The sequence below is a fragment of the Sphingobacterium faecium genome (genome assembly GCF_003054045.1).
In the GTDB taxonomy this organism is placed as follows: Bacteria; Bacteroidota; Bacteroidia; order Sphingobacteriales; family Sphingobacteriaceae; genus Sphingobacterium; species Sphingobacterium faecium.
In genome coordinates this window covers 163924-184599 of sequence record NZ_QBKH01000007.1, presented here as the reverse complement: position 1 = coordinate 184599, position 20676 = coordinate 163924, and the positions used below count along the sequence as shown (strand labels likewise).

Annotated in this window: 15 protein-coding genes and 4 tRNA genes; 6 read left to right on the top strand and 13 right to left on the bottom strand. The window is 38.0% G+C overall.

What is annotated here, in order from left to right; all coding sequences use genetic code 11:
* Nucleotide 1: 1 nt before the first annotated feature.
* Entirely contained in the window at nucleotides 2-1249 is a 1248-nt protein-coding gene (locus C8N37_RS19615) for a glutamate-5-semialdehyde dehydrogenase (protein WP_108160514.1), read from the top strand.
* Nucleotide 1250: 1 nt separating this feature from the next.
* Nucleotides 1251-1649: a hypothetical protein gene (locus tag C8N37_RS19610; protein WP_108160513.1), complete on the top strand. Its 399-nt coding sequence runs from the start codon at nucleotides 1251-1253 to the stop codon at nucleotides 1647-1649.
* A gap of 105 nt (nucleotides 1650-1754) precedes the next feature.
* On the opposite strand, the gene C8N37_RS19605 is transcribed toward C8N37_RS19610, so the two are convergent.
* Nucleotides 1755-2894 carry an acyl-CoA dehydrogenase gene (locus C8N37_RS19605; protein ID WP_108160512.1) on the bottom strand — a complete coding sequence of 380 codons (1140 nt, stop codon included), beginning with the start codon at nucleotides 2892-2894 and terminating at the stop codon, nucleotides 1755-1757.
* Nucleotides 2895-3069: 175 nt separating this feature from the next.
* Here C8N37_RS19605 and C8N37_RS19600 point away from each other — a divergent pair, with 175 nt between their 5' ends.
* Entirely contained in the window at nucleotides 3070-3705 is a 636-nt protein-coding gene (locus C8N37_RS19600) for a peroxiredoxin (protein WP_108160511.1), read from the top strand.
* Between the two features lie 75 nt (nucleotides 3706-3780).
* Here the strand turns inward: C8N37_RS19600 and C8N37_RS19595 are convergent, their stop codons facing one another.
* Complete coding sequence (locus C8N37_RS19595; protein ID WP_244914484.1) at nucleotides 3781-4893, bottom strand: trypsin-like peptidase domain-containing protein; 1113 nt, start codon at nucleotides 4891-4893, stop codon at nucleotides 3781-3783.
* Between the two features lie 25 nt (nucleotides 4894-4918).
* Nucleotides 4919-5488: an RNA polymerase sigma factor gene (locus tag C8N37_RS19590; RefSeq protein WP_108160509.1), complete on the bottom strand. Its 570-nt coding sequence runs from the start codon at nucleotides 5486-5488 to the stop codon at nucleotides 4919-4921.
* A gap of 338 nt (nucleotides 5489-5826) precedes the next feature.
* On the opposite strand from C8N37_RS19590, the gene C8N37_RS19585 reads away from it, so the two are divergent.
* Entirely contained in the window at nucleotides 5827-9870 is a 4044-nt protein-coding gene (locus C8N37_RS19585; protein WP_108160508.1) for a glycoside hydrolase family 2 TIM barrel-domain containing protein, read from the top strand.
* 376 nt (nucleotides 9871-10246) lie between these two features.
* On the opposite strand, the gene C8N37_RS19580 is transcribed toward C8N37_RS19585, so the two are convergent.
* From C8N37_RS19580 to C8N37_RS19540, 9 genes are all read right to left on the bottom strand, one after another.
* Nucleotides 10247-10320, bottom strand: a tRNA-Asp gene (locus C8N37_RS19580).
* 14 nt (nucleotides 10321-10334) lie between these two features.
* Nucleotides 10335-10411 (bottom strand) — tRNA-Asp (locus C8N37_RS19575).
* A gap of 26 nt (nucleotides 10412-10437) precedes the next feature.
* Nucleotides 10438-10514: transfer RNA gene (locus tag C8N37_RS19570), tRNA-Asp, on the bottom strand.
* A gap of 50 nt (nucleotides 10515-10564) precedes the next feature.
* Nucleotides 10565-10638 (bottom strand) — tRNA-Asp (locus C8N37_RS19565).
* A 73-nt stretch (nucleotides 10639-10711) separates the two neighbouring features.
* Nucleotides 10712-11785, bottom strand: a complete 1074-nt coding sequence (prfA, locus tag C8N37_RS19560; RefSeq protein WP_108160507.1) for a peptide chain release factor 1 — start codon at nucleotides 11783-11785, stop codon at nucleotides 10712-10714.
* Between the two features lie 92 nt (nucleotides 11786-11877).
* Nucleotides 11878-12207 carry a DMT family transporter gene (locus C8N37_RS19555; RefSeq protein WP_021189301.1) on the bottom strand — a complete coding sequence of 110 codons (330 nt, stop codon included), beginning with the start codon at nucleotides 12205-12207 and terminating at the stop codon, nucleotides 11878-11880.
* Between the two features lie 63 nt (nucleotides 12208-12270).
* Nucleotides 12271-12849 (bottom strand): Crp/Fnr family transcriptional regulator, encoded by a 579-nt coding sequence (locus C8N37_RS19550; protein ID WP_108160506.1) that lies wholly within the window; start codon nucleotides 12847-12849, stop codon nucleotides 12271-12273.
* Nucleotides 12837-13586, bottom strand: a complete 750-nt coding sequence (locus tag C8N37_RS19545; RefSeq protein ID WP_108160505.1) for a UDP-2,3-diacylglucosamine diphosphatase — start codon at nucleotides 13584-13586, stop codon at nucleotides 12837-12839. The genes C8N37_RS19550 and C8N37_RS19545 overlap by 13 nt, the downstream gene beginning before the upstream one ends.
* Nucleotides 13587-13788: 202 nt before the next feature.
* Nucleotides 13789-15963, bottom strand: a complete 2175-nt coding sequence (locus C8N37_RS19540) for a M1 family aminopeptidase (RefSeq protein ID WP_108160542.1) — start codon at nucleotides 15961-15963, stop codon at nucleotides 13789-13791.
* A 151-nt stretch (nucleotides 15964-16114) separates the two neighbouring features.
* Here C8N37_RS19540 and C8N37_RS19535 point away from each other — a divergent pair, with 151 nt between their 5' ends.
* Together C8N37_RS19535 and C8N37_RS19530 are read left to right on the top strand one after the other, a co-directional pair.
* Entirely contained in the window at nucleotides 16115-18232 is a 2118-nt protein-coding gene (locus C8N37_RS19535; RefSeq protein WP_108160504.1) for a prolyl oligopeptidase family serine peptidase, read from the top strand.
* An 80-nt stretch (nucleotides 18233-18312) separates the two neighbouring features.
* Complete coding sequence (locus C8N37_RS19530) at nucleotides 18313-19362, top strand: NAD(P)-dependent alcohol dehydrogenase (protein WP_108160503.1); 1050 nt, start codon at nucleotides 18313-18315, stop codon at nucleotides 19360-19362.
* Nucleotides 19363-19442: 80 nt separating this feature from the next.
* Here C8N37_RS19530 and C8N37_RS19525 read toward each other — a convergent pair whose 3' ends face one another.
* Nucleotides 19443-20672 carry a thioredoxin family protein gene (locus tag C8N37_RS19525; RefSeq protein ID WP_228115793.1) on the bottom strand — a complete coding sequence of 410 codons (1230 nt, stop codon included), beginning with the start codon at nucleotides 20670-20672 and terminating at the stop codon, nucleotides 19443-19445.
* Nucleotides 20673-20676 lie beyond the last annotated feature (4 nt).

Sequence of the window (20676 nt, the reverse complement as noted above, 5' to 3'; positions counted from 1 at the left end):
TATGGAAAATATCACAAAACAATTAGAGGGAGCATTGGCTGCTACTCGAGACATCAATCAAGTGGATTCAGATAAGAAGCAGCTAGTCTTACAGGATCTCGCGGATGCACTACTGAAGAACGTTGAGGCTATTCTTTTGGAAAACGAGAAGGATGTGCAATTAGTAGATATCAATGATCCCAAAAGAGACCGATTGATTCTAAATGAAGATCGGATACAAGCATTAGCTAAAAGTGTTTTAGATGTCGCTCAGCTTCCTGATCCATCCGGGCAACTATTAAGCAAGCGGATATTGGAAAATGGATTACTGTTGGAAAAAAAGGCTGTTCCTCTAGGGGTTGTTGCTGTCATTTATGAATCAAGACCTAATGTGACGATCGATGTTGCGGCATTATGTCTACGATCTGGTAATGTGTGCTTGTTAAGGGGAGGCACTGATGCTTTTCATACCAATAGTGTATTAATTGAAATCATTCAGCAGGTACTGCTTAAAAATCAGTTGAATCCCAATATTGTCCAGCTTCTTCCGACTGATCGTAAATTTGTGCAGGAATTGCTAACGGCAACGAAGTATGTAGATATCATTATACCGCGGGGTTCACAATCGTTGATTGATTTTGTTCGCGCTCATGCTAAAGTTCCGGTTATCGAGACAGGGGCAGGGGTGTGCCATACGTATGTGGAGCAATCTGCTACAATTGACAAAGCTATAGCTATTGTTGCTAATGCTAAAATATCTAGACCATCTGTATGTAATGCATTGGATACGGTATTATTAGATGAGCAGATTGCAGATTCCTTTCTTCATGGTATCATTATTCCTTTTCAAAAAGCACAAGTGGAGATTTTTGCGGATGAGAAAAGCTATGTTATTTTGGAGCAACTGAAGTATCCTTATTTGCAAAAGGCGGACGATGCTGATTTTGGACGTGAGTTTTTAGATTTAAAATGTTCCATAAAAGTATTGGATGGGCTTGATAACGCCTTGAGGCATATTGCGACTTACTCTTCAAGACATTCAGAATGTATCGTTTCTAATGATGCTGAAAAATTGGAACGATTTATGAATGCTGTGGATGCTGCTGCGGTATACGCGAATGCCTCCACCAGATTTACAGATGGTGGAGAGTTTGGTTTAGGAGCAGAAATCGGTATTTCTACACAAAAGCTTCACGCGAGGGGACCTTTTGCGTTGGAGAAATTAGTGACGGAAAAATGGTATGTAACGGGTAATGGACAAATAAGATAGTATGGGAATAAGATTTGAAAGTAATTCATTGTTGAATTGGACCAATGAAATGGGTAAGTTTTTGAGATTACTTGTCGATGAACAGCATGTTTTTGATAAATCATCTTCCCTTGTTTTTGATAAAGCTTATGATGAGTTTTTTAAGAAAAGCCGTGTTTTTTTTCTAACAGTAACGGATGAGGCTTTAATCAACTACGTGAAAGAGGAGTTGGATGTAGAACAGATAAGGCCTCTTGCTCTGTTATTGATGCACGATGGACTAAAAAGTCACGATATAGCGGAACAGCAAACTTTACTGCTCAAAGCTAAGCTGTTGTTAAATTATGTGATGCAGGAGACCTCAAATTTTGCTTTTGAGGATTATGGCTATTTAGCAACAATAGCGAGTAAACTTGCATAAAACAATTCAGCACATCGGGATTGTTGTCAGTTAAAAAGTAATTTTTAAGAGGTGTGATGTCCGGTCTGAATCATATAAAGGGAACAATTCATTCCCTTTATATGATTATTTTAGGATTTCTCGTGCAATAACTAATCGTTGTATTTCAGAAGTTCCTTCATAGATCTGTGTTATTTTTGCATCACGCATCATCCGTTCTACATGATATTCTTTTACATATCCGTAACCTCCATGTATTTGTACCGCTTCAATACTTGTTTTCATGGCGACTTCTGAGGCATGAAGCTTGGCCATAGCAGCTTCTTTGCTATACGGCAATCCCTGATCTTTGGTCCAAGCGGCTTTATAAGTGAGTAGCCTTGCCGCCTCTATTTCAACCTCCATATCAGCGAGTTTAAACTGGATCGCTTGGTGATCAGAAATGGGTTTGCCAAAAGTTTTACGTTCTTGAGCATATGCGAGAGCAAGTTCATAAGCTCCAGCAGCAATACCCAGAGCTTGTGCCGCAATACCAATTCTTCCGCCATCTAATGTTTTCATGGCAAATTTAAATCCGAATCCATCTTCTCCAATTCGATTTTCTTTGGGCACTTTGACATCTGAGAATAAGAGTGAATGTGTGTCTGAACTACGTATTCCTAATTTATTTTCTTTTGGGCCAATAGTGAAGCCAGGCATCCCTTTTTCCACAATCAAAACATTAATTCCTCGATGTGCTTTTTCAGGATGGGTTTGAGCTATGATGAGATAGATGTCGGCATTTCCACCATTGGTAATCCAATTTTTGGTACCATTCAACACATAGTGATCTCCTTGATCTATTGCTGTTGTATGTTGTGAGGTGGCATCAGATCCTGCCTCTGGTTCTGATAGGGCAAATGCACCTAGTTTTTCACCGCTGGCTAATGGTCTTAAGTACTTTTCTTTTTGCTCCTCCGTGCCGTAAGTTTCAAGTCCATAACAGACAAGAGAATTATTAACCGACATAACCACAGCGGCAGATGCATCAATTTTAGCAATTTCTTCCAGCACTAGGGTATAAGCTAATGCATCTAAACCAGCACCGCCATATTGGCTGGAGACCATCATGCCCATGAAACCTAATTCGCCCATTTTCTTGATCTGCTCATAAGGAAATGCTGCTTTTTCATCCCTTTCTATTACACCAGGTTTTAAATCTTGCTGCGCAAAATCTCGTGCAGCCTCCTGAATCATTTTATATTCTTCGTTTAATTCAAAATTCATAATGTGTACATTGGTAATGGTTTGTAAGTAAATATACTTATTTTTTATTATGCTTGCATAATAAAAACATATAATTTTTTGTTAACTATTGTAAAAAAATAAGCTTTGACTTTGTTATGAATAAAAATCTACTATATTTGTAGAGTATATAGTGTATAACTTAAAAAAAATAGATATGAGTTTAAGATTAGGAGATGAAGCGCCAAATTTTAAAGCGCAGACAACCATAGGAGATATTGATTTCCATGAGTATATTCAAGATAGTTGGGTTGTGTTTTTTTCTCACCCTTCAGACTATACACCTGTATGTACTACTGAGTTAGGGCGTACAGCAAAATTAAAATCAGAGTTTGACAAAAGAGGCGTGAAAGCTATTGCCTTAAGTGTAGATCCATTAAAAGACCATTTGGCCTGGATTGAAGATATTAACGAAACACAGGATACAACTGTTAATTTTCCGATTATTGCTGATGAAGATAAACATGTGTCTGAATTGTATGATATGATCCATCCTAATGCTTCTGCTACAGTTACAGTACGTTCGGTATTTATAATTGGGCCAGATAAGAAAATCAAGTTGACATTAACTTATCCTGCATCTACGGGACGTAATTTTGATGAAATCTTACGTGTGATCGATTCCCTACAATTAACAGCTGATTATTCAGTAGCAACACCAGCCGACTGGAAACATGGTGAGGACGTAATTGTGGTTCCGGCTATAAAAACAGAAGATATTCCGGCGAAATTTCCAAAGGGTTTCAAAGAGATTAAACCTTACTTAAGAACGACCCCGCAACCAAACTTATAGGGGTGGGCAGTCATTCATTAAAAAAGGGATCAATAATAAATATTGATCCCTTTTTCTTGGTATGCTTGATCGCAATTAATACACCTTAACCATGTATATATAATCTTGTAATCTCTTTATTTGTTCTGTTCGTGAAAGACCAGAAAGCATGTTTTTCTTATTTAATTTTACCTGTCCTTGTAGGGAGTCTGCAGGAATTTCATCTAAAGCTTTTAAGATTGATTTTGTTTTGATCGCAAATGCAGCTCCATCGATGCCTCTTTGTTTACCGGAGATGATTCCGATAACATTTCCTTTTGTATCCATAACTGGACCGCCACTATTTCCGGGATTCACCGGAATTGAGATTTGATATGCGATGGTATCGCCGGCATATCCTGTGGCAGAACTCAAATATCCTTGACCATAAACTGCCTCATCACGAGGGAAGCCTATGGTGTAAATATCTTCTCCTAAATCAGAAGCTCCTGTTTTAAACGTGTAAGGCAGGGCCTTACCTCTTTTAAAATTAACATCTTCTATTAATAAGATCGCTAAATCATTGGCTGCATCTGAATGGATCACTTGTGCTTTATAAGATTCTCCTTTATTATTTTGTAAGTAAATAGAATCGGCACCACTTACTACGTGATAATTTGTAACCACATAACCGTTATTGGAAACCATAAAACCTGTGGCTCCAAATTGGCTAGCAGAGGCTTCATTTGCTTTAGTAGACTTATTGTTGATACTTTTAAGTGCAGCATTATGTTCATTGACATCTTTCTTCACATTGTTCATATCGCGTTTTAATGCACTATAGTCTGTGTTGGCTTTATCAATGTTTTTATAATAGCCTGAAATCCATAGTGTTGAAAATACGGCTACTACAGCTACAGCTGCTGCTACAAGTGAACTTGCTTTCAATTTGGCCCATAAAGAAACAATTTTTGTTTGCTTCATCGGGATCACCTGAGCTTGATGGTGGGATTGATGATATCCTTTAGCAGTTTGTGCAAGTTGCTGCTTAAAATCTACGCGAGCTTGAGTTTCTTTCAAATTATTAAGAAATTCACGGTGTTGCGTTAGTTGTGCCGAGAAAGAAGGATTTTCTGCACAGAAAGATTCAAAAGAAGAACGCTCTTCTTTTACCATTTCATCTCTGAGATAGCGATCTGCTAATTCAAAAAATTCTTGTTGACTCATCATACTCATTGTTTGTTATGCTATTTCGTTACTGCGTGAAAAATAGTTTTTTCAATCTTTGCAGGCATTTATATTTTTGAGTTTTGGCATTGTCCGTATTCGTATATCCAAACTTCTCGCAGATATCCTGCATCGAGCGGTTTTGGATATAAAAATCATGAAGGATGGTTTTGCAAGGTTCTCCTAAAAGGGACATGGCATGTTCCATTTGATCAAACTTTTTATCAAGCTCCTGATGTTGCTCAATATCATCGTTATCTGGTAGCGAATCTTCGTAACCTCGGATGTCTACTGAACCAAAACCTGCACGATTTAACTGCTTAAGCCAAAGTCTTCTGCAAATCGAATAAAGATAAGTTTTAAGCTTACTGCTTAATTCAAAATTACCTTTTGAAATCTTGTCGTAAAGCACGATTACTGCTTCTTGAAAGATATCTTTTGCCTCATCTTCGCTTCCGTTATTTTGATAAATCATGTGGGCAATAGAGGGGTAGTATAATTCATATATCGCATCTAGTGCAATACTACTACCCGATTGAATACCGGCTATGATTTGCTCATCACTCTGGAGCTTATTTGATTTACTGATCTTACTCACCTATTAATACCTTAATATAACTAATAGTAACCCAACGAGTTTAATATTTATGATGTTTCGTAGAAAAAACCATTCTACTTTCAGGCCAAACCTACTCTTTTTTTTTGATAAGCGTAAATTTTTTAAACGAAAAAAAGAGCGTTTTGGTATGAGTGAAGATTACATTGGATAGCAAGCCCCTTTAGTTTGATCCGTATTTTCTAGCTATTTTTTTGAAGTAACTGAAACAGTTCCGTTTATACATAGAAATTTTACGCAATCGAATGATTAATTGTAGCGACTTGTATTTCATTATATTGCTTATATTTTTGTATACAACCTCTATTTAATAATTCAATATGATCAAATCATTATCTATGCGGATCAGCTGTGTAATGACAGTTTTATTCGCATCGACCTTCCAATCGAACGCACAAATCGGAGATCCGATTGTAGGGTTTCGTTATGGAGTCGAGACTATCCCTACAGGGAAAGAGTGGGAATCGCCACAAGATCTGGCTCTCAATAAAGAACAGCCACATGCTTATTTTTTCTCCTTCCAAGATGCGCATAGTGCACGTCAGGTATTACCTGAAAATAGCTCATATTGGCAATCACTCAATGGTACTTGGAAATTTAATTGGGTAAAGACTCCGGATGAAAGGCCTAAGAATTTTTTTGATCCTAAAACTGATGTTTCCTCTTGGGATAATGTCGGTGTGCCGATGAGTTGGAACATTGCGGGCATTCAAAAGGATGGTACACTCAAGTACGGTGTGCCTATTTATGTCAACCAACCTGTCATATTTCAACATCAGGTAAAGGTGGATGATTGGCGCGGCGGGGTGATGCGTACTCCTCCAAAACATTGGACAACTTATATATATCGCAATGAAGTTGGATCCTATCGACGATCGTTTACGGTACCTACAAATTGGGATGGTCGTGATATCTATATTAATTTTGATGGAGTAGATTCATTTTTTTACTTATGGATCAATGGAAAATATGTCGGCTTTTCCAAAAACTCACGTAATGTGGCTTCTTTCAACATCACGGATTATTTGAATAAGAAAGGTGAAAATGTGGTTGCTGTGGAAGTTTATCGTAATTCAGATGCTTCTTTTATAGAAGCACAGGATATGTTTCGACTACCAGGCATATTTAGAACCGTTGCGTTGACATCAAAACCAAAGGTTCAAATCCGTGATTTAATTGCTATTCCTGATCTGGATGCCCACTATCAGCATGGAACACTGGCTATTAAGTCTGAAATTCTAAATAAAGACAAAAAGGTAGTGAAAGGACTTAAAATAGCCTATAGTTTATATGAAAATGAGTTGTATAGTGATGCGAACAAGGCTATTCAAGCCAATCTGGTTTCGACTCGTATTGTCGATGTGAATCCCAATAGCTCATCTCTTGTGGAAGCAATTTTGCAGGTTGATAATCCAAACAAATGGTCAGCTGAGCGTCCATATCGGTATACCTTGGTCGCTGAATTGAAGGATAGTAAAAATAAAATACTAGAAACAACTGCAACTTATGTTGGTTTCCGCAAAGTAGAAATCAAAGATACCAAAGCTTCAGACGATGAGTTTGGATTGGCAGGTCGTTATTTTTATTTAAACGGTAAGACTGTAAAACTTAAAGGTGTCAACCGTCATGAGTCTAATCCGGAGAAAGGAAAAGTGGTGACTCATGAACAGATGGAAAAAGAGATCATCTTAATGAAAAAAGCGAATATCAATCATGTCCGTAATTCGCATTATCCAGATGATCCTTATTGGTATTATCTCTGTGATAAGTATGGTATTTATTTGGAAGATGAAGCTAATATTGAAAGTCATGAATACTATTATGGAGATGCTTCTCTATCACATCCTCCTGAGTGGAAGAATGCTCACGTCGCGCGTAATTTGGAGATGATCCATGCCAATGTAAATCATCCTTCCATTGTATTATGGTCATTAGGAAATGAGGCTGGTCCTGGAAACAATTTTGTAGCGGCATATGATGCGATTAAAAAATTTGACACTTCGCGGCCTGTTCAATATGAACGAAATAACAGTATTGTTGATATCGGTTCTAACCAATATCCTTCCATAGAATGGGTGCGTCAGGCAGTAAAAGGGCAGTTCAAGATGAAGTACCCCTTCCATATTTCGGAATATGCGCATTCGATGGGAAATGCATCAGGTAATCTGATTGATTATTGGGAAGCCATTGAGTCGACTAATTTCTTTATGGGGGGTGCAACTTGGGATTGGATCGATCAAGCGATGTATTATTATGATAAACAATCTGGTGAAAAATTCCTGGCTTATGGTGGTGATTTTGGAGATAAGCCAAATGATGGCACATTTGTCAATAATGGATTGATTTTCGCTGATATGAAACCTAAACCGCAATATTATGAGGTGAAGAAAGTGTACCAGAACGTAGGTGTAAAAGCTATTGATATCATACAGGGTAAAGTGGAGATCTTTAATAAGAACTATTTTACTTCTTTGGCTGATTATGATATCGTTTGGTCTTTATATGAAAATGGGGTAGAGGTGCAAAAACCTATGCCAGTATGGAAAGGTGATGTAATTGCTGCACGTGAGAAAAAGGTAATTACCTTACCTTTGGATATTGAAAAATTCAACAAGCAGTCGGAATACTTTGTTAAAGTACAGTTCTTATTGGCTAAGGATCAATTATGGGCTCCTAAAGGATATGTACAAATGGAGGAACAGTTGCTTGTAAAAGCAGCGACAGGAAGATCATCCATTGCTGAGGTCCAGACTAAAGGTAAATTGCATCTTGTTGATGAACAAAAACTAAAAGTTGTTAAAGGCACTGATTTTATCATCAAATTTGATACTGAAAATGGAAGTATATATAGCTTGACCTATGCCGGCAAACAAGTGATTCGTGATGGAGAAGGTCCTAAATTAGATGCTTTCCGTGCGCCTGTCGATAATGATAATTGGGCTTACCAACAATGGTTTCAAAAAGGGCTGCATAATCTAAAACATAAAGCGTTATCCAATTCGATGTACACAAGACCGGATGGAGCGATTGTCTTGTCGTTTATGGTCGAGTCTCAAGCTCCCCATGCGGCGACGATCCATGGTGGTACTTCTGGTACTTACACGATTGAAGAACATAAAGATAGACCGTTTGGTGCTCATGACTTTAAGTTTACAACGAATCAGGTGTGGACAGTGTACCCAGATGGTTCGCTCGAATTAGCGGCAAACGTGACTTCTAATGATGAAACTTTTGCGCTGGCTAGATTAGGTTATAGCCTACAGCTACCTGAACAATATAGCAACTACACCTATTACGGAAGAGGTCCTATCAATAACTATGCAGATCGTAAAACTGCACAACATATTGAACTGCATAAGAGCACCGTTAAAGATCAATTTGTTCCATGGCCGAATCCTCAAAGTATGAGCAATAATGAAGAGGTGCGTTGGACTGCTTTAACAGATGCTGCTGGAAGTGGTGTGGTATTTATTGCTAAAGATCATATGTCAACTTCTGCATTACCTTGGAGTGAGATGGAATTAACGTTAGCGAGTCACCCCTATAAATTACCAAAAAGCTCGGGCACACATCTGCATGTAGATGCTGCAGTTACTGGTTTAGGTGGAAATAGTTGTGGACAAGGACCTCCATTGGAGCAAGATCGTGTTAAAGCTAAATCAACATCATTTGGATTTATCATTCGTCCTGTCTCCAAACAAGATTATAGTCAAAAATCTCAAGTCTCTCTAGCTGGGGATATGCCAATCTCAGTTTCGAGAAGTCGTAACGGTGATTTACATATCGCAAGTGAGCAGGCATCTGCAGCATTGTACTATACTATTGGTAAAGGGAAACCACAACTATTCAAATCTCCTGTCAACTTACGTGAGGGCGGTATCGTGACCGCTTGGGCTCAGGGAAATGAAAAATTGAAAGCTTCTTTTGAGTTTCCTAAGATTGAAAGTATCCCGATGCAGGTCGTTTTTGCCTCCAGTGAAGAAACGGGAGAGGGCGAAGCTTCTCATGTATTAGATGGTGATCCAAGTACCATATGGCACTCGATGTATTCGGTTACAGTGGCGCAATATCCACATTGGATTGATTTTGATGCGAATGCCATTAAAACCATCAAAGCATTTACGTATACTCCGCGTCAAGGTGGTGGTAATGGTAATATCAAAGGGTATAAATTGCAAATAAGCAGTGATGGTAAAAATTGGAGTGATCCTATCGCGGAAGGAAATTTTGAAAATAATGGAAAACCGAAAACGGTCACATTGATAAAGTCAGTAAAAGGGCGTTTTATTCGTTTTACAGCATTAAGTTCTCAAAACGGACAAGACTTTGCTTCTGCTGCAGAATTCTCTGTGAGCGCAGAATAGCAGTGTTAAAATAAAAGATTGGAGAAGCCTCTGTATGTCCTGCATACGGAGGCTTCTTTTTTGTGTCATCTGTTTATGATATTTAATAATAGGATTGATCTTACTTTTTTCCCCATAGAAAGCGCAAGAGCAACTTATTGTATATGGTGTGCATGTGTTCTTGAGCTTTTGAAGAACAATGATTTATATGAATAAAATGTGCGTGTTTTTGAGATAAACCGATTTGATCGAGATATAAAAAGATGATCAGATTTGGTTAGTAAAATGATCGTTGAGATTATCTCTCCGTGGGGGGTATCAGTCTGAGAGATCCGAAGTGGAATCTGGATATAAACAAGAAAAGCTTTCAATTTGCATTGAAAGCTTTTCTAATCAGCGGTCCGGACGGGACTCGAACCCGCGACCCCATGCGTGACAGGCATGTATTCTAACCAGCTGAACTACCGGACCGTTTTACTATTTTTTGGCGGTCTGGACGGGACTCGAACCCGCGACCCCATGCGTGACAGGCATGTATTCTAACCAGCTGAACTACCAGACCGAAAAATGTAAAGATTTATTTAAAATTGGCGGTCCGGACGGGACTCGAACCCGCGACCCCATGCGTGACAGGCATGTATTCTAACCAGCTGAACTACCGGACCAAATTTTAAATGTTGTTAAAGAACTATTCGAGATTACTCTCAGTTTTTAGCGGTCTGGACGGGACTCGAACCCGCGACCCCATGCGTGACAGGCATGTATTCTAACCAGCTGAACTACCAGACCGTTTACCTTCTCTCTTGAAGGTGTGCAAATATAGCGTTTATTTCTTTATTTGCTAATATTATTTTAAAAAAAACTAGTCTACAGCTCCGTCTTTCATCTTTTCTGCATTCTCAGCAAACTGTAATGCGTCTATAATTGACTGAATATCACCGTCCAAAATAGCTGGTAAATTATATGTTGTCATACCAATACGGTGCTCTGTAAATCTTCCTTGAGGGTAGTTATAGGTGCGGATTTTTGCTGAACGGTCACCCGTTGATACTAAAGTCTTTCTTTTTGCAGCAATTGAACCATTCTTTTTGTTCAATTCGATCTCGTAAAGTTTAGTCCGAAGCATTTCCATCGCCAACTCACGGTTCGCTAATTGTGAACGTTCGACTTGACAAACGACAACAATTCCTGATGGCTTATGTGTCAATTGTACTTTCGTTTCTACTTTATTTACGTTTTGTCCACCAGCACCACCAGAACGAGAAGTATGCATCTCCACATCACCTGGATTGATGTCAACATCGACTTCTTCTGCCTCGGGAAGAACAGCAACTGATGCCGCTGAAGTATGTACACGACCTTGAGTTTCTGTATCAGGTACACGTTGTACACGGTGTACGCCTGATTCATATTTCAACTGTCCGTAAGTATCTTCACCAATAACTTTCAAGATTACCTCTTTATAGCCACCAGAAGTTCCTTCTGTCACATCCATTACTTCTACTCTCCAGCCCTTTGTTTCAAAGAAACGAGTATACATCCGGTATAAATCACCAGCAAATAAAGCTGCTTCATCACCGCCTGTACCACCACGGATCTCGATAATTGCATTCTTATCATCTTCAGGATCCTTAGGAATAAGCATCATTCGGATTTCGTCCTCTTTCTCTTCTTTTGCACCTAATAATTCATCAAGCTCTTCTTTCGCCATATCGCGAAGCTCTTGATCTTTCTCATTGCTGATGATATCTTTATTGGTTTCGATATTGCTCACCATATTTCTGTAGATATGGTATTGGTCTACAATCTTGCCTAAATCTTTGTATTCTTTATTTAATTTAGCAAAACGCTTCATATCTTTGATGGTATCTGGATTGCCTAATTCAGCCTCCACTTCTTCCCATCTTTCTTTTATCGCCTGTAATTTTTCTAACATAATTCACATTATTCAAACCCAGCGTCATGCGCATGAGCTTTTAAGCTTACAAAAGTAAAGAAATTTTGTCGTTTTTATAATAGTTCTATCGCTTAATGTGAAGAAACTGCCTTCAAGCCTACAATAGATGCGATAAGAGTGAAAATGAAGAATATGCGCCAGAAATCTGCTGGTTCTTTAAAGAAAAATATACCAATTAATACGGTTCCTACGGCACCGATTCCTGTCCACACGGCATAAGCTGTACCTAGTGGTAAGGTTTGCGTTGCTTTGATTAATAATCCCATGCTTAAAAATAAAGAAAGTACAAATCCAAAGTACCAAAGGTACATGGCAGAGCCTTCACTCTGTTTCGCTTTTCCTAAGCAAGTCGTAAATCCAATTTCGAATAGTCCGCCTAATATTAATAATATCCAGTTCATAACCTTATTTTTTTACAAAGATGGCTACAATTGATGAAATTATTTTTTACCAATGTTAAAAAATTAACGAATGGAAGCTCGAATACGACTTAGGGTTACTTGAGAAATGCCTAAATAGGATGCGATATAACCCAATTTGATGCGGTTGATATAAGTCGGGTATTTGGATAGGAGATCCATATATCTACTTTGAGCAGTATTAAAAAGTTTGGACATTGCTCTTTGTTCGATTTTGATGAATTCATATTCCGCGATTTTTCTTCCCAGATTAGCAATTCGGATATTTTCTTCATATAGCTTAAATAGTGCTGTAGAATTTATTTTGAATAAAATAGCATCTTCCACTATAGCGATATTCTCATAGCCAGGTTCATTACGTGCATACGTATTGATGGACATGAGCATGCATCCGGCATCATTAAAATCTAATGTTATTTCGCGATTAGGTACTTCATAGTAAACACGAGCTAATCCAGAAGATAGGAGGTAGATATCATGTTGTAGCTTGTCTTGTTGGATGATGATCGTATTGCGAGGGATATTCACTTCAGTAGTGATTGCTTCGATAGCATCGATATCCTCTTCCTCAAGCGGATAGTAACTCAACAAACAATCGCGTAAACTTTTTTTTAATCCGTCCATTTTTCAAGTAGGAGTTCGTGACCATTCCAAACGGCATACGTATGCTCATTCATCCATTCGCCCAAATTTAAAACACGGCTTTCTTCGGAAAGTTTCCTGTCATAGGGTAAATGACGGTGACCGAATATATAAAAATCATGGTGCTGTTTGGCTTCTATCTCCTGAGCATAACCAATTAACCATTCTTTATCTTCGCCTAAAAATTGTTCATCTTCGTGATTAGCAAGTCGGCTGTGCTTTGACCAACGGGAGGCGATACCAATACCTAAATTGGGGTGTAGACGAGCAAAAAGCCATTGACAGATGGTACTTCGGAAAAATCTTTTTAAGATTTTATACTTATAGTCGCCTGCTCCTAAACCATCGCCGTGATGAATGTAGAATGATTTGTTATCTCGTGTTATCAGGAGTTCATCATCAATGATAGTAGCTTGTAGTTCTTCTTTAAAGTAATCGAACATCCACATATCATGATTACCTTTAAAAATGGTTAATTTGATTCCTAAATCAACTAACTCTGCCAGTTTTCCAAGAAAACGTATATACCCTTTTGGAACGACGGTTCTGTATTCAAACCAAAAGTCAAAAATATCGCCCACCAAATAAAGTTCTGATGCATCTGCTTTAATATGGTCGAGCCATGATATGATCAGACGCTCTCTTTCTTTAGATTTACTTTGGGGATAAGAACCCAAATGAAAATCCGAAGCGAAATAGATATTTTTTGCTGTTGACATGTGGTCAAAACTACCTAAATCACTTCGGATTTCAAACTGAGATCTGTCTGTTTATTTACAATTGACGTGACAGGGTCTGTGAAAACACGTGCATTCGTTTTAGTTTTTTACTCGATACTTCACAAGGCTATAGGTGCGATCCATGTATCCTGACTATGCAGACGTCGTTTGCAGTGGAAGTACCGAAATGTAAATCTTCTTTTTACGAATTGTTTTTAAGTTTTTTGATCAACGTGGCTAAATATATTTTTGCCTCTGAATCGAGAGCAGCAATGGAGCGGTCTAATTTTGATGGCGCTAATTTTTTAATCGCATATAAGGAAGCACTTATGACAGCATATGATTGTTCTTTCAATCCCTTCTCAATTACGGCTAAATTTTTTTGATTTCCACTGTTCCCCAAAGCAAATATGGCAGATGCACGAACTTTTGTTTTACTATCCTGCTGCGCCATGGCTATAATCTTTGTTTCCACCATTTTCTTGATGATAGGATCAGATAAATCCAAGCCCTGAATAGCAACTGCTCGAATATCTTCCTCTTGATCATTTAATGCTGATACCAATAGTTGTGTTGTCTCCGGATTTTTATGGTATAAGGCATAATCGATTGCTTTGCTTCGGTTGTAATAGGTCGGTGCATTTTTATATTGATAGCAATAATCAGCTTGTGTTTTATTGTCCTGAACTTCGCCTACTAATATCTTTGCGGGGTCAAAATCTATAAAATCTGGTTTTTGAGCAAAAGGGAAGCTAAATTCCTGAGCACGTTGATTCATCACAATAGCCTTAGTCTCTTTGCCATTTGCAGTATAAAAATCAATATGTAAAGGTAAAGTGAACGTTTGTACTGTACTATCTTGCACCTGTTTTATTGCTATTTTTTGCATGCCATGTTCATAGGTGTATTGAATGTCAAGGATGGGGTGGCCACCTTGATAATACCATTGATTAAAATAGGGACTCCAATCTTTTCCTGTGATTTCTTCCATGGCGAGTCTTAGCTGATGTGTTTCTCCTGTTTTATGCGCATTGTCTGTCAAATATTTTTGTAGCGATTGATAAAAAGCGGCATCACCCATCTGATTTTTTAATGCATATAAAATTACAGAACCTTTAGAATAAGAAACATTATCAAACATATCCTCTTTATCATGATAATAAAAACGTGCCAGTGTTTGACTTTTACCATTTTTAGAAGATCTTAAATAGCTTTGCAGTTTTTCAAAACGTGATTTATCTTCTTTGTCCTGACCTCCATCATGACCATGCCAGATGACCTCACCAAAGGTTGCAAAAGATTCATTCATCGTGAGATTTGACCATGACTCAGCTGTCACAAGATCACCAAACCATTGATGAAAGAGTTCATGTGCAATGGTTCCTTCTTCATTATCATCTAATAATTCTCGGGTTGTCTTTTGAACAGGTTCACCATGTAATGTGGCGGTTGTATTTTCCATTGCTCCAGAAACATAATCCCGAGCGACTACTTGTGCATATTTATTCCAGGGGTATTCTACGCCTAAAACTTGGCTGTAGTAAGCCATCATGGCTGGTGTTTTTCCAAATATTTCTTTAGCATATGGGGCATACTTTGGTTCCAAATAATAGTCTACAGGAATCGATTTGTAATGGTCATTTGTGATTTTGAAATCACCAACAGCCATCATAAATAAGTATGGAGCATGAGCTTGTGTCATTATCCACGTATCTGTTCGCGTTCCATCCGCATGCTTTTGCTGGTTTGTTAATGCACCATTGGATAATGTGGTATATTGATCTTGGACAGTAATCGAAATATCCGATGTCGTTTTTTGAGCCGGCTTATCTATTGTAGGAAACCATGCGGATGAAGCTTCTGTTTCTCCTTGTGTCCATATCTGGATCGGTTTATTGGGATCTTTTCCATCTGGATTAATAAAGTAAAGACCTTTGGCATCACTAATGGCAGCACTTCCTTTTGCTTTTAGTTCATCCGGTTTAGCTACATATGATATGTAGATCGTGTATTGATCTGTGGATTGAAATGTTTTTCCTAGATTGATCAGTATCGACTCACCATCATAGGCATATTTTAAGGCTGTTTTTTGCTGATCATGCAGTAAAGAAACTTCTTTAATATCCATTCCTTTTGCATCCAAGCGGAGAGAATCTGTTGGATAAAAGTGCGGTTTTAGTGTTACCCATTCTTGTCCATACAGGTAACGTTTGGCATAGTCAAACTTAACATCCAGTTTGGTGTGAATCAAATCATTGATTTTTGTTTCTGTAACTCGGTATTGATGGATGGGTAACGCTGTATGACTTTGTGCATATGTTGTCGTGACTTGGATACTAGCCCATAAGCTTAGCGTAAAAAATAATTTATGTATCATTCGGTATTTCGTTTTTGCTTCCGTAAAATCGGGTATTTTTTGCAATAAACGAATTTAGATTGTAAAAAGTTTGAAGAATCTAATTCTTTTTTAATCAGGCTAAACATGTGATAAATTTATTAAATTTGTTTATAACCTCATTTCAAAAAATATGAATAAAAAACTGAGTTTAATTTTAACAGTAATCGCTATGTCGTCCGCACATCTAGGAAATGCCCAAGAACTGAAATATCCCGAAACAAAGAAAGGTCAAGTAGTCGATCAGTATTTTGGAGAATCAGTTCCTGATCCTTACCGTTGGTTAGAAGATGATTTGGCTAGTGACACCAAATCTTGGGTTGTTGCACAGAATAAATTGACCTACGATTATTTGGCTCAGATTCCTTATCGTGATCAGTTGAAAAAACAATTGACAGATATCTGGAATTACGAAAAAGTGGGTACACCATTTGTAGAGGGCGCTTATACCTATTTCTATAAAAATGATGGTTTACAGCAACATGCTGTCTTATATAGGAAATCAAATAAAGGTGGTCAAGAAGAAATTTTCTTAAACCCGAATACATTTTCTAAAGATGGGTCAACATCGTTATCGGATGTGAGTTTTTCAAAAGATGGGAGCTTGATGGCCTATTCGATTTCAGAAGGTGGTTCTGATTGGAGAAAAGTCATCATCTTGAATACCGCAGACAAAAAACAGATCGGTGAGACTTTGATCGATATTAAATTTTCAGGTATCTCGTGGAAAGGAAATACCGGTTTTTATTATTCTAGCTATGATAAGCCTAAAGGCTCGGAATTGTCTGAAAAAACAGATCAGCATAAGGTATACTTCCATCAATTGGGGACTGCACAGTCTACGGATAAAATGATTTTCGGAGGTACAGAAGTTCCCCGTCGTTATATAGGGGCATATCTGACTGATGATGAGAAATTTTTAATTATTTCAGCTGCCAATACAACTACGGGCAACGAACTGTATGTACAGGATCTATCTAAGCCGGGCAGTAAAATTGTGAATATCTTAAGTGGTTTTGGGAGTAGTACCAATATCATCGATAATGATGGGGAGACTTTTTATGTACAGACGAATTTAAATGCACCTAACAATAAATTGGTGAAAATGAATATTCGTCAACCGGAATCTAAAAACTGGGTTGATGTGATTCCGGAGACGGAGCATGTATTAAATGTATCTACCGGAGGTGGATATTTATTTGCGAATTATCTAAAAGATGCGATTTCAGTTATTGAGCAATACGATTACACAGGTAAAAAGATCCGTGAGATTCAATTACCCGGTGTAGGTAGTGCTGGTGGATTTTCTGGTAAGAAAAAAGAGAAAACGATTTATTATGGTTTCTCTAATTATATCACCCCATCGACAAGCTTTAAATTTAATGTGGACAATGGACAATCTGAGGTTTATATTAAGCCAAAAGTAAAGTTTAATTCGGATGAATTTGAGTCTAAACAGGTGTTCTATACGTCAAAAGATGGCACTAAGATACCGATGATCATCACTTATAAAAAAGGTTTAAAGCTTGATGGAAAAAATCCAACTATTGTCTATGGTTACGGTGGGTTTAATATCAGTTTGACTCCTGCGTTTAGTGTATCAACAGCCAACTGGATTCAAAATGGGGGCGTCTATGCTGTTGCTAATTTACGTGGCGGTGGTGAATATGGGCAAAAATGGCATGATGGTGGTCGCCAGTTCAACAAGTTAAATGTATTTAATGATTTCATTGCTGCGGCTCAATATCTGCAAAGTAATGGTTATACATCACCAGATTATACCGCTTTATCTGGCGGATCAAATGGCGGATTGCTTGTCGGTGCTACGATAACGTTAAATCCTACGATTGCAAAAGTAGCGTTACCGGCAGTAGGGGTATTGGATATGCTTCGTTACCATACTTTTACTGCAGGTGCAGGATGGGGTTATGATTACGGGACTGCTCAGGATAGTAAAGAGATGTTTGATTACTTAAAAGGTTATTCGCCGGTCCACAATGTAAAAGATGGCATTTGCTATCCCGCAACATTGGTTACAACTGGAGATCACGATGACCGCGTAGTCCCTGCCCATTCTTATAAATTTGTCTCCGAACTACAGGCAAAACAAAAATGTGACCGTCCTGTGTTGATTCGGATCGAAACGAAGGCTGGACACGGTGCAGGACGCTCCACAGAGGTGGTGATTAACGAAACTGCCGATAAATATGCATTTACCTTGTGGAATATGGGTGTCAAAACACTGAAATAAATATCATATCAAAGTAAATCCACTCTCAACAGGAGTGGATTTTTTATGAAAAGCTTTATTTTTACTTAAAATAGAAGAGCATGAGTACAAAAGCATATGCAGCCTTTTCAGAGGCTGAAGATTTAAAACCACATCAAATCCAACGTCGCGATTTGCAGGATAAAGATGTTTTTATTGATATTGAATATTGTGGCGTTTGCCATAGCGATATTCATACAGCAAGAGCAGAATGGGGACAACCGCATTATCCTGTGGTTCCAGGACATGAGATTATAGGTCGTGTATTGGAGGTTGGTCCAAAGGTAACCAAGTATAAGGTCGGAGATCTTGTTGGTGTTGGCTGTATGGTCGAGTCTTGTAAGCATTGTCATCCATGTGATGAAGGATTGGAACAATACTGTGAAAGTGGTATGATCGGCACCTATAATAGCTCTAAATCGAAGTACGGTGGTATTACTTATGGCGGATATTCGGAGAACATTGTGGTGGAAGAAGATTTCGTCTTGAGTATTCCGACAAATATTGATGTAAAAGCAGCTGCACCATTATTATGTGCGGGTATTACAACATGGTCACCTTTACGCCATTGGAATGTGAAAAAAGGGGATAAAGTTGGGGTTATTGGTCTTGGTGGATTGGGGCACATGGGCGTTAAATTTGCTAAAGCCATTGGAGCTCATGTTGTGATGATCACGACATCACCTGAAAAAGGAGAAGATGCAAAAAAATTAGGTGCTGATGAGGTGTTGATATCAAAAGATGCGGAACAGTTAAAGGCTCATACGAATAGCTTTGATTTTTTATTAAATACGATTCCTGTCGGACATGATGTCAATCCTTATTTGAATTTGTTGAAATTGGATAAAACGATGTGTATTGTGGGAGCAGTTGAACCTCTTCCTGCTGTTCATGGTGGTTTATTGATCGGCAAGCGTAGAAACTTAGCGGGATCATTGATTGGTGGTATTCAAGAAACACAAGAAATGTTAGATTTCTGTGGTGAGCATGGAATCGTTTCGGATGTAGAAGTGATTAATATTCAAGATATCAATACAGCATATGAACGTATGATTAAGTCTGATGTGAAATATCGATTTGTAATTGATATGAAATCTTTAAAAAATAGTTAATCACGAATCAGCTTGTCATTAAAAAGGGTTGAAAATTATTTATTTTCAACCCTTTTTAATGCTTAATACAAACGCTATGATTACAATTCCCAAGTAGGAAGATCACTTTTCATTTTCGATAGTGTATCAGAATAATTATCTTGTTCGTCATCATTCGCCAGTGACAATGCTTGTTCTTGCCACTTTATCGCATTTGTTTTATCGCCCTTTTTATATAATAAGTTGGCGTAAGTATCTAAATATGCACTTCTAGCATCTTGCTCAACAGCTTTCTTACTCCATTTTAAAGCTGCATCAAGGCATGCTGCATCGGTACTATTTTCAAAGATTTCCCATGCAAAGCTATTCAATTGATTTGATGTGAGATCTTCTGATGTTAAGTAACTGTTCACGATATCTGTTAAGGATGACCAATCACGCGATTGCACATAATACTGTGCTTTCATCAGTTTGAATATAGGGTCAAAATTGATGTTGCTGTATTTGCCGGATATTTCAGCTTTTAAAGCTTCCCAATTAGGTTCTGTATTAAAGTCAATTTTTGTTCCTAATACTTCGTTGATTGCTACTGTAGCAAGTACCCGATTTGCAGAGCCATTTTTCTCTAATAAGGCATCAATTTTTTCAGGATTGTCACGCAGTAATTCAAAAGCTTTCGACCTAGATGTACGTGTATTTGCAATCAGATAGGCTGCGCATTCTTTTGTTAAATTTTCAGGTTTGGTATGGGAGATGATGATATCTTCCGCTTGTGTCACAGTGGCTTCGTCGTAAGCCGTGTTTGCTGCTCTAACCATTCGATGTGCTAGTGCTAGATCTGTTGGATTATCGTGAAATGCTTTTAATAACGAATAATACTGAGTCTCGGGTCTTAATGCGTCTTTGCTACGTTCAATAAATTCATCGGCATCACCACCTCCAACCATACGGTGGACAAGTTCTCCTTGTGGGTTGAAAATCAGGAAAGTCGGATATGCTGCTATGTTATAATCTTTAGCAAAGCGCTCTGCTTCTTCATACCAACTTTTGATTTCTTCGTTATCTTTATCCGTTTTATCCATCTGGATTTTAGTACTTACGAATTGTGCATTGAAGAAATCGCCGACTTTTTTTTGAGGGAATACAGTCGATGACATGTATTTGCACGGTCCACACCAAGTTGTAAATATATCAACGAAAATATATTTATTTTCTTTCTTTGCCTTTTCTTTAATTTGGTTCCAGTTCAGCCCCTGCTCAAATGTTATCCCTTTCTCTTGCCCTATCGCGATGAAAGGTAAAATTAGGAGGAACAATAATATCTTTTTCATAACC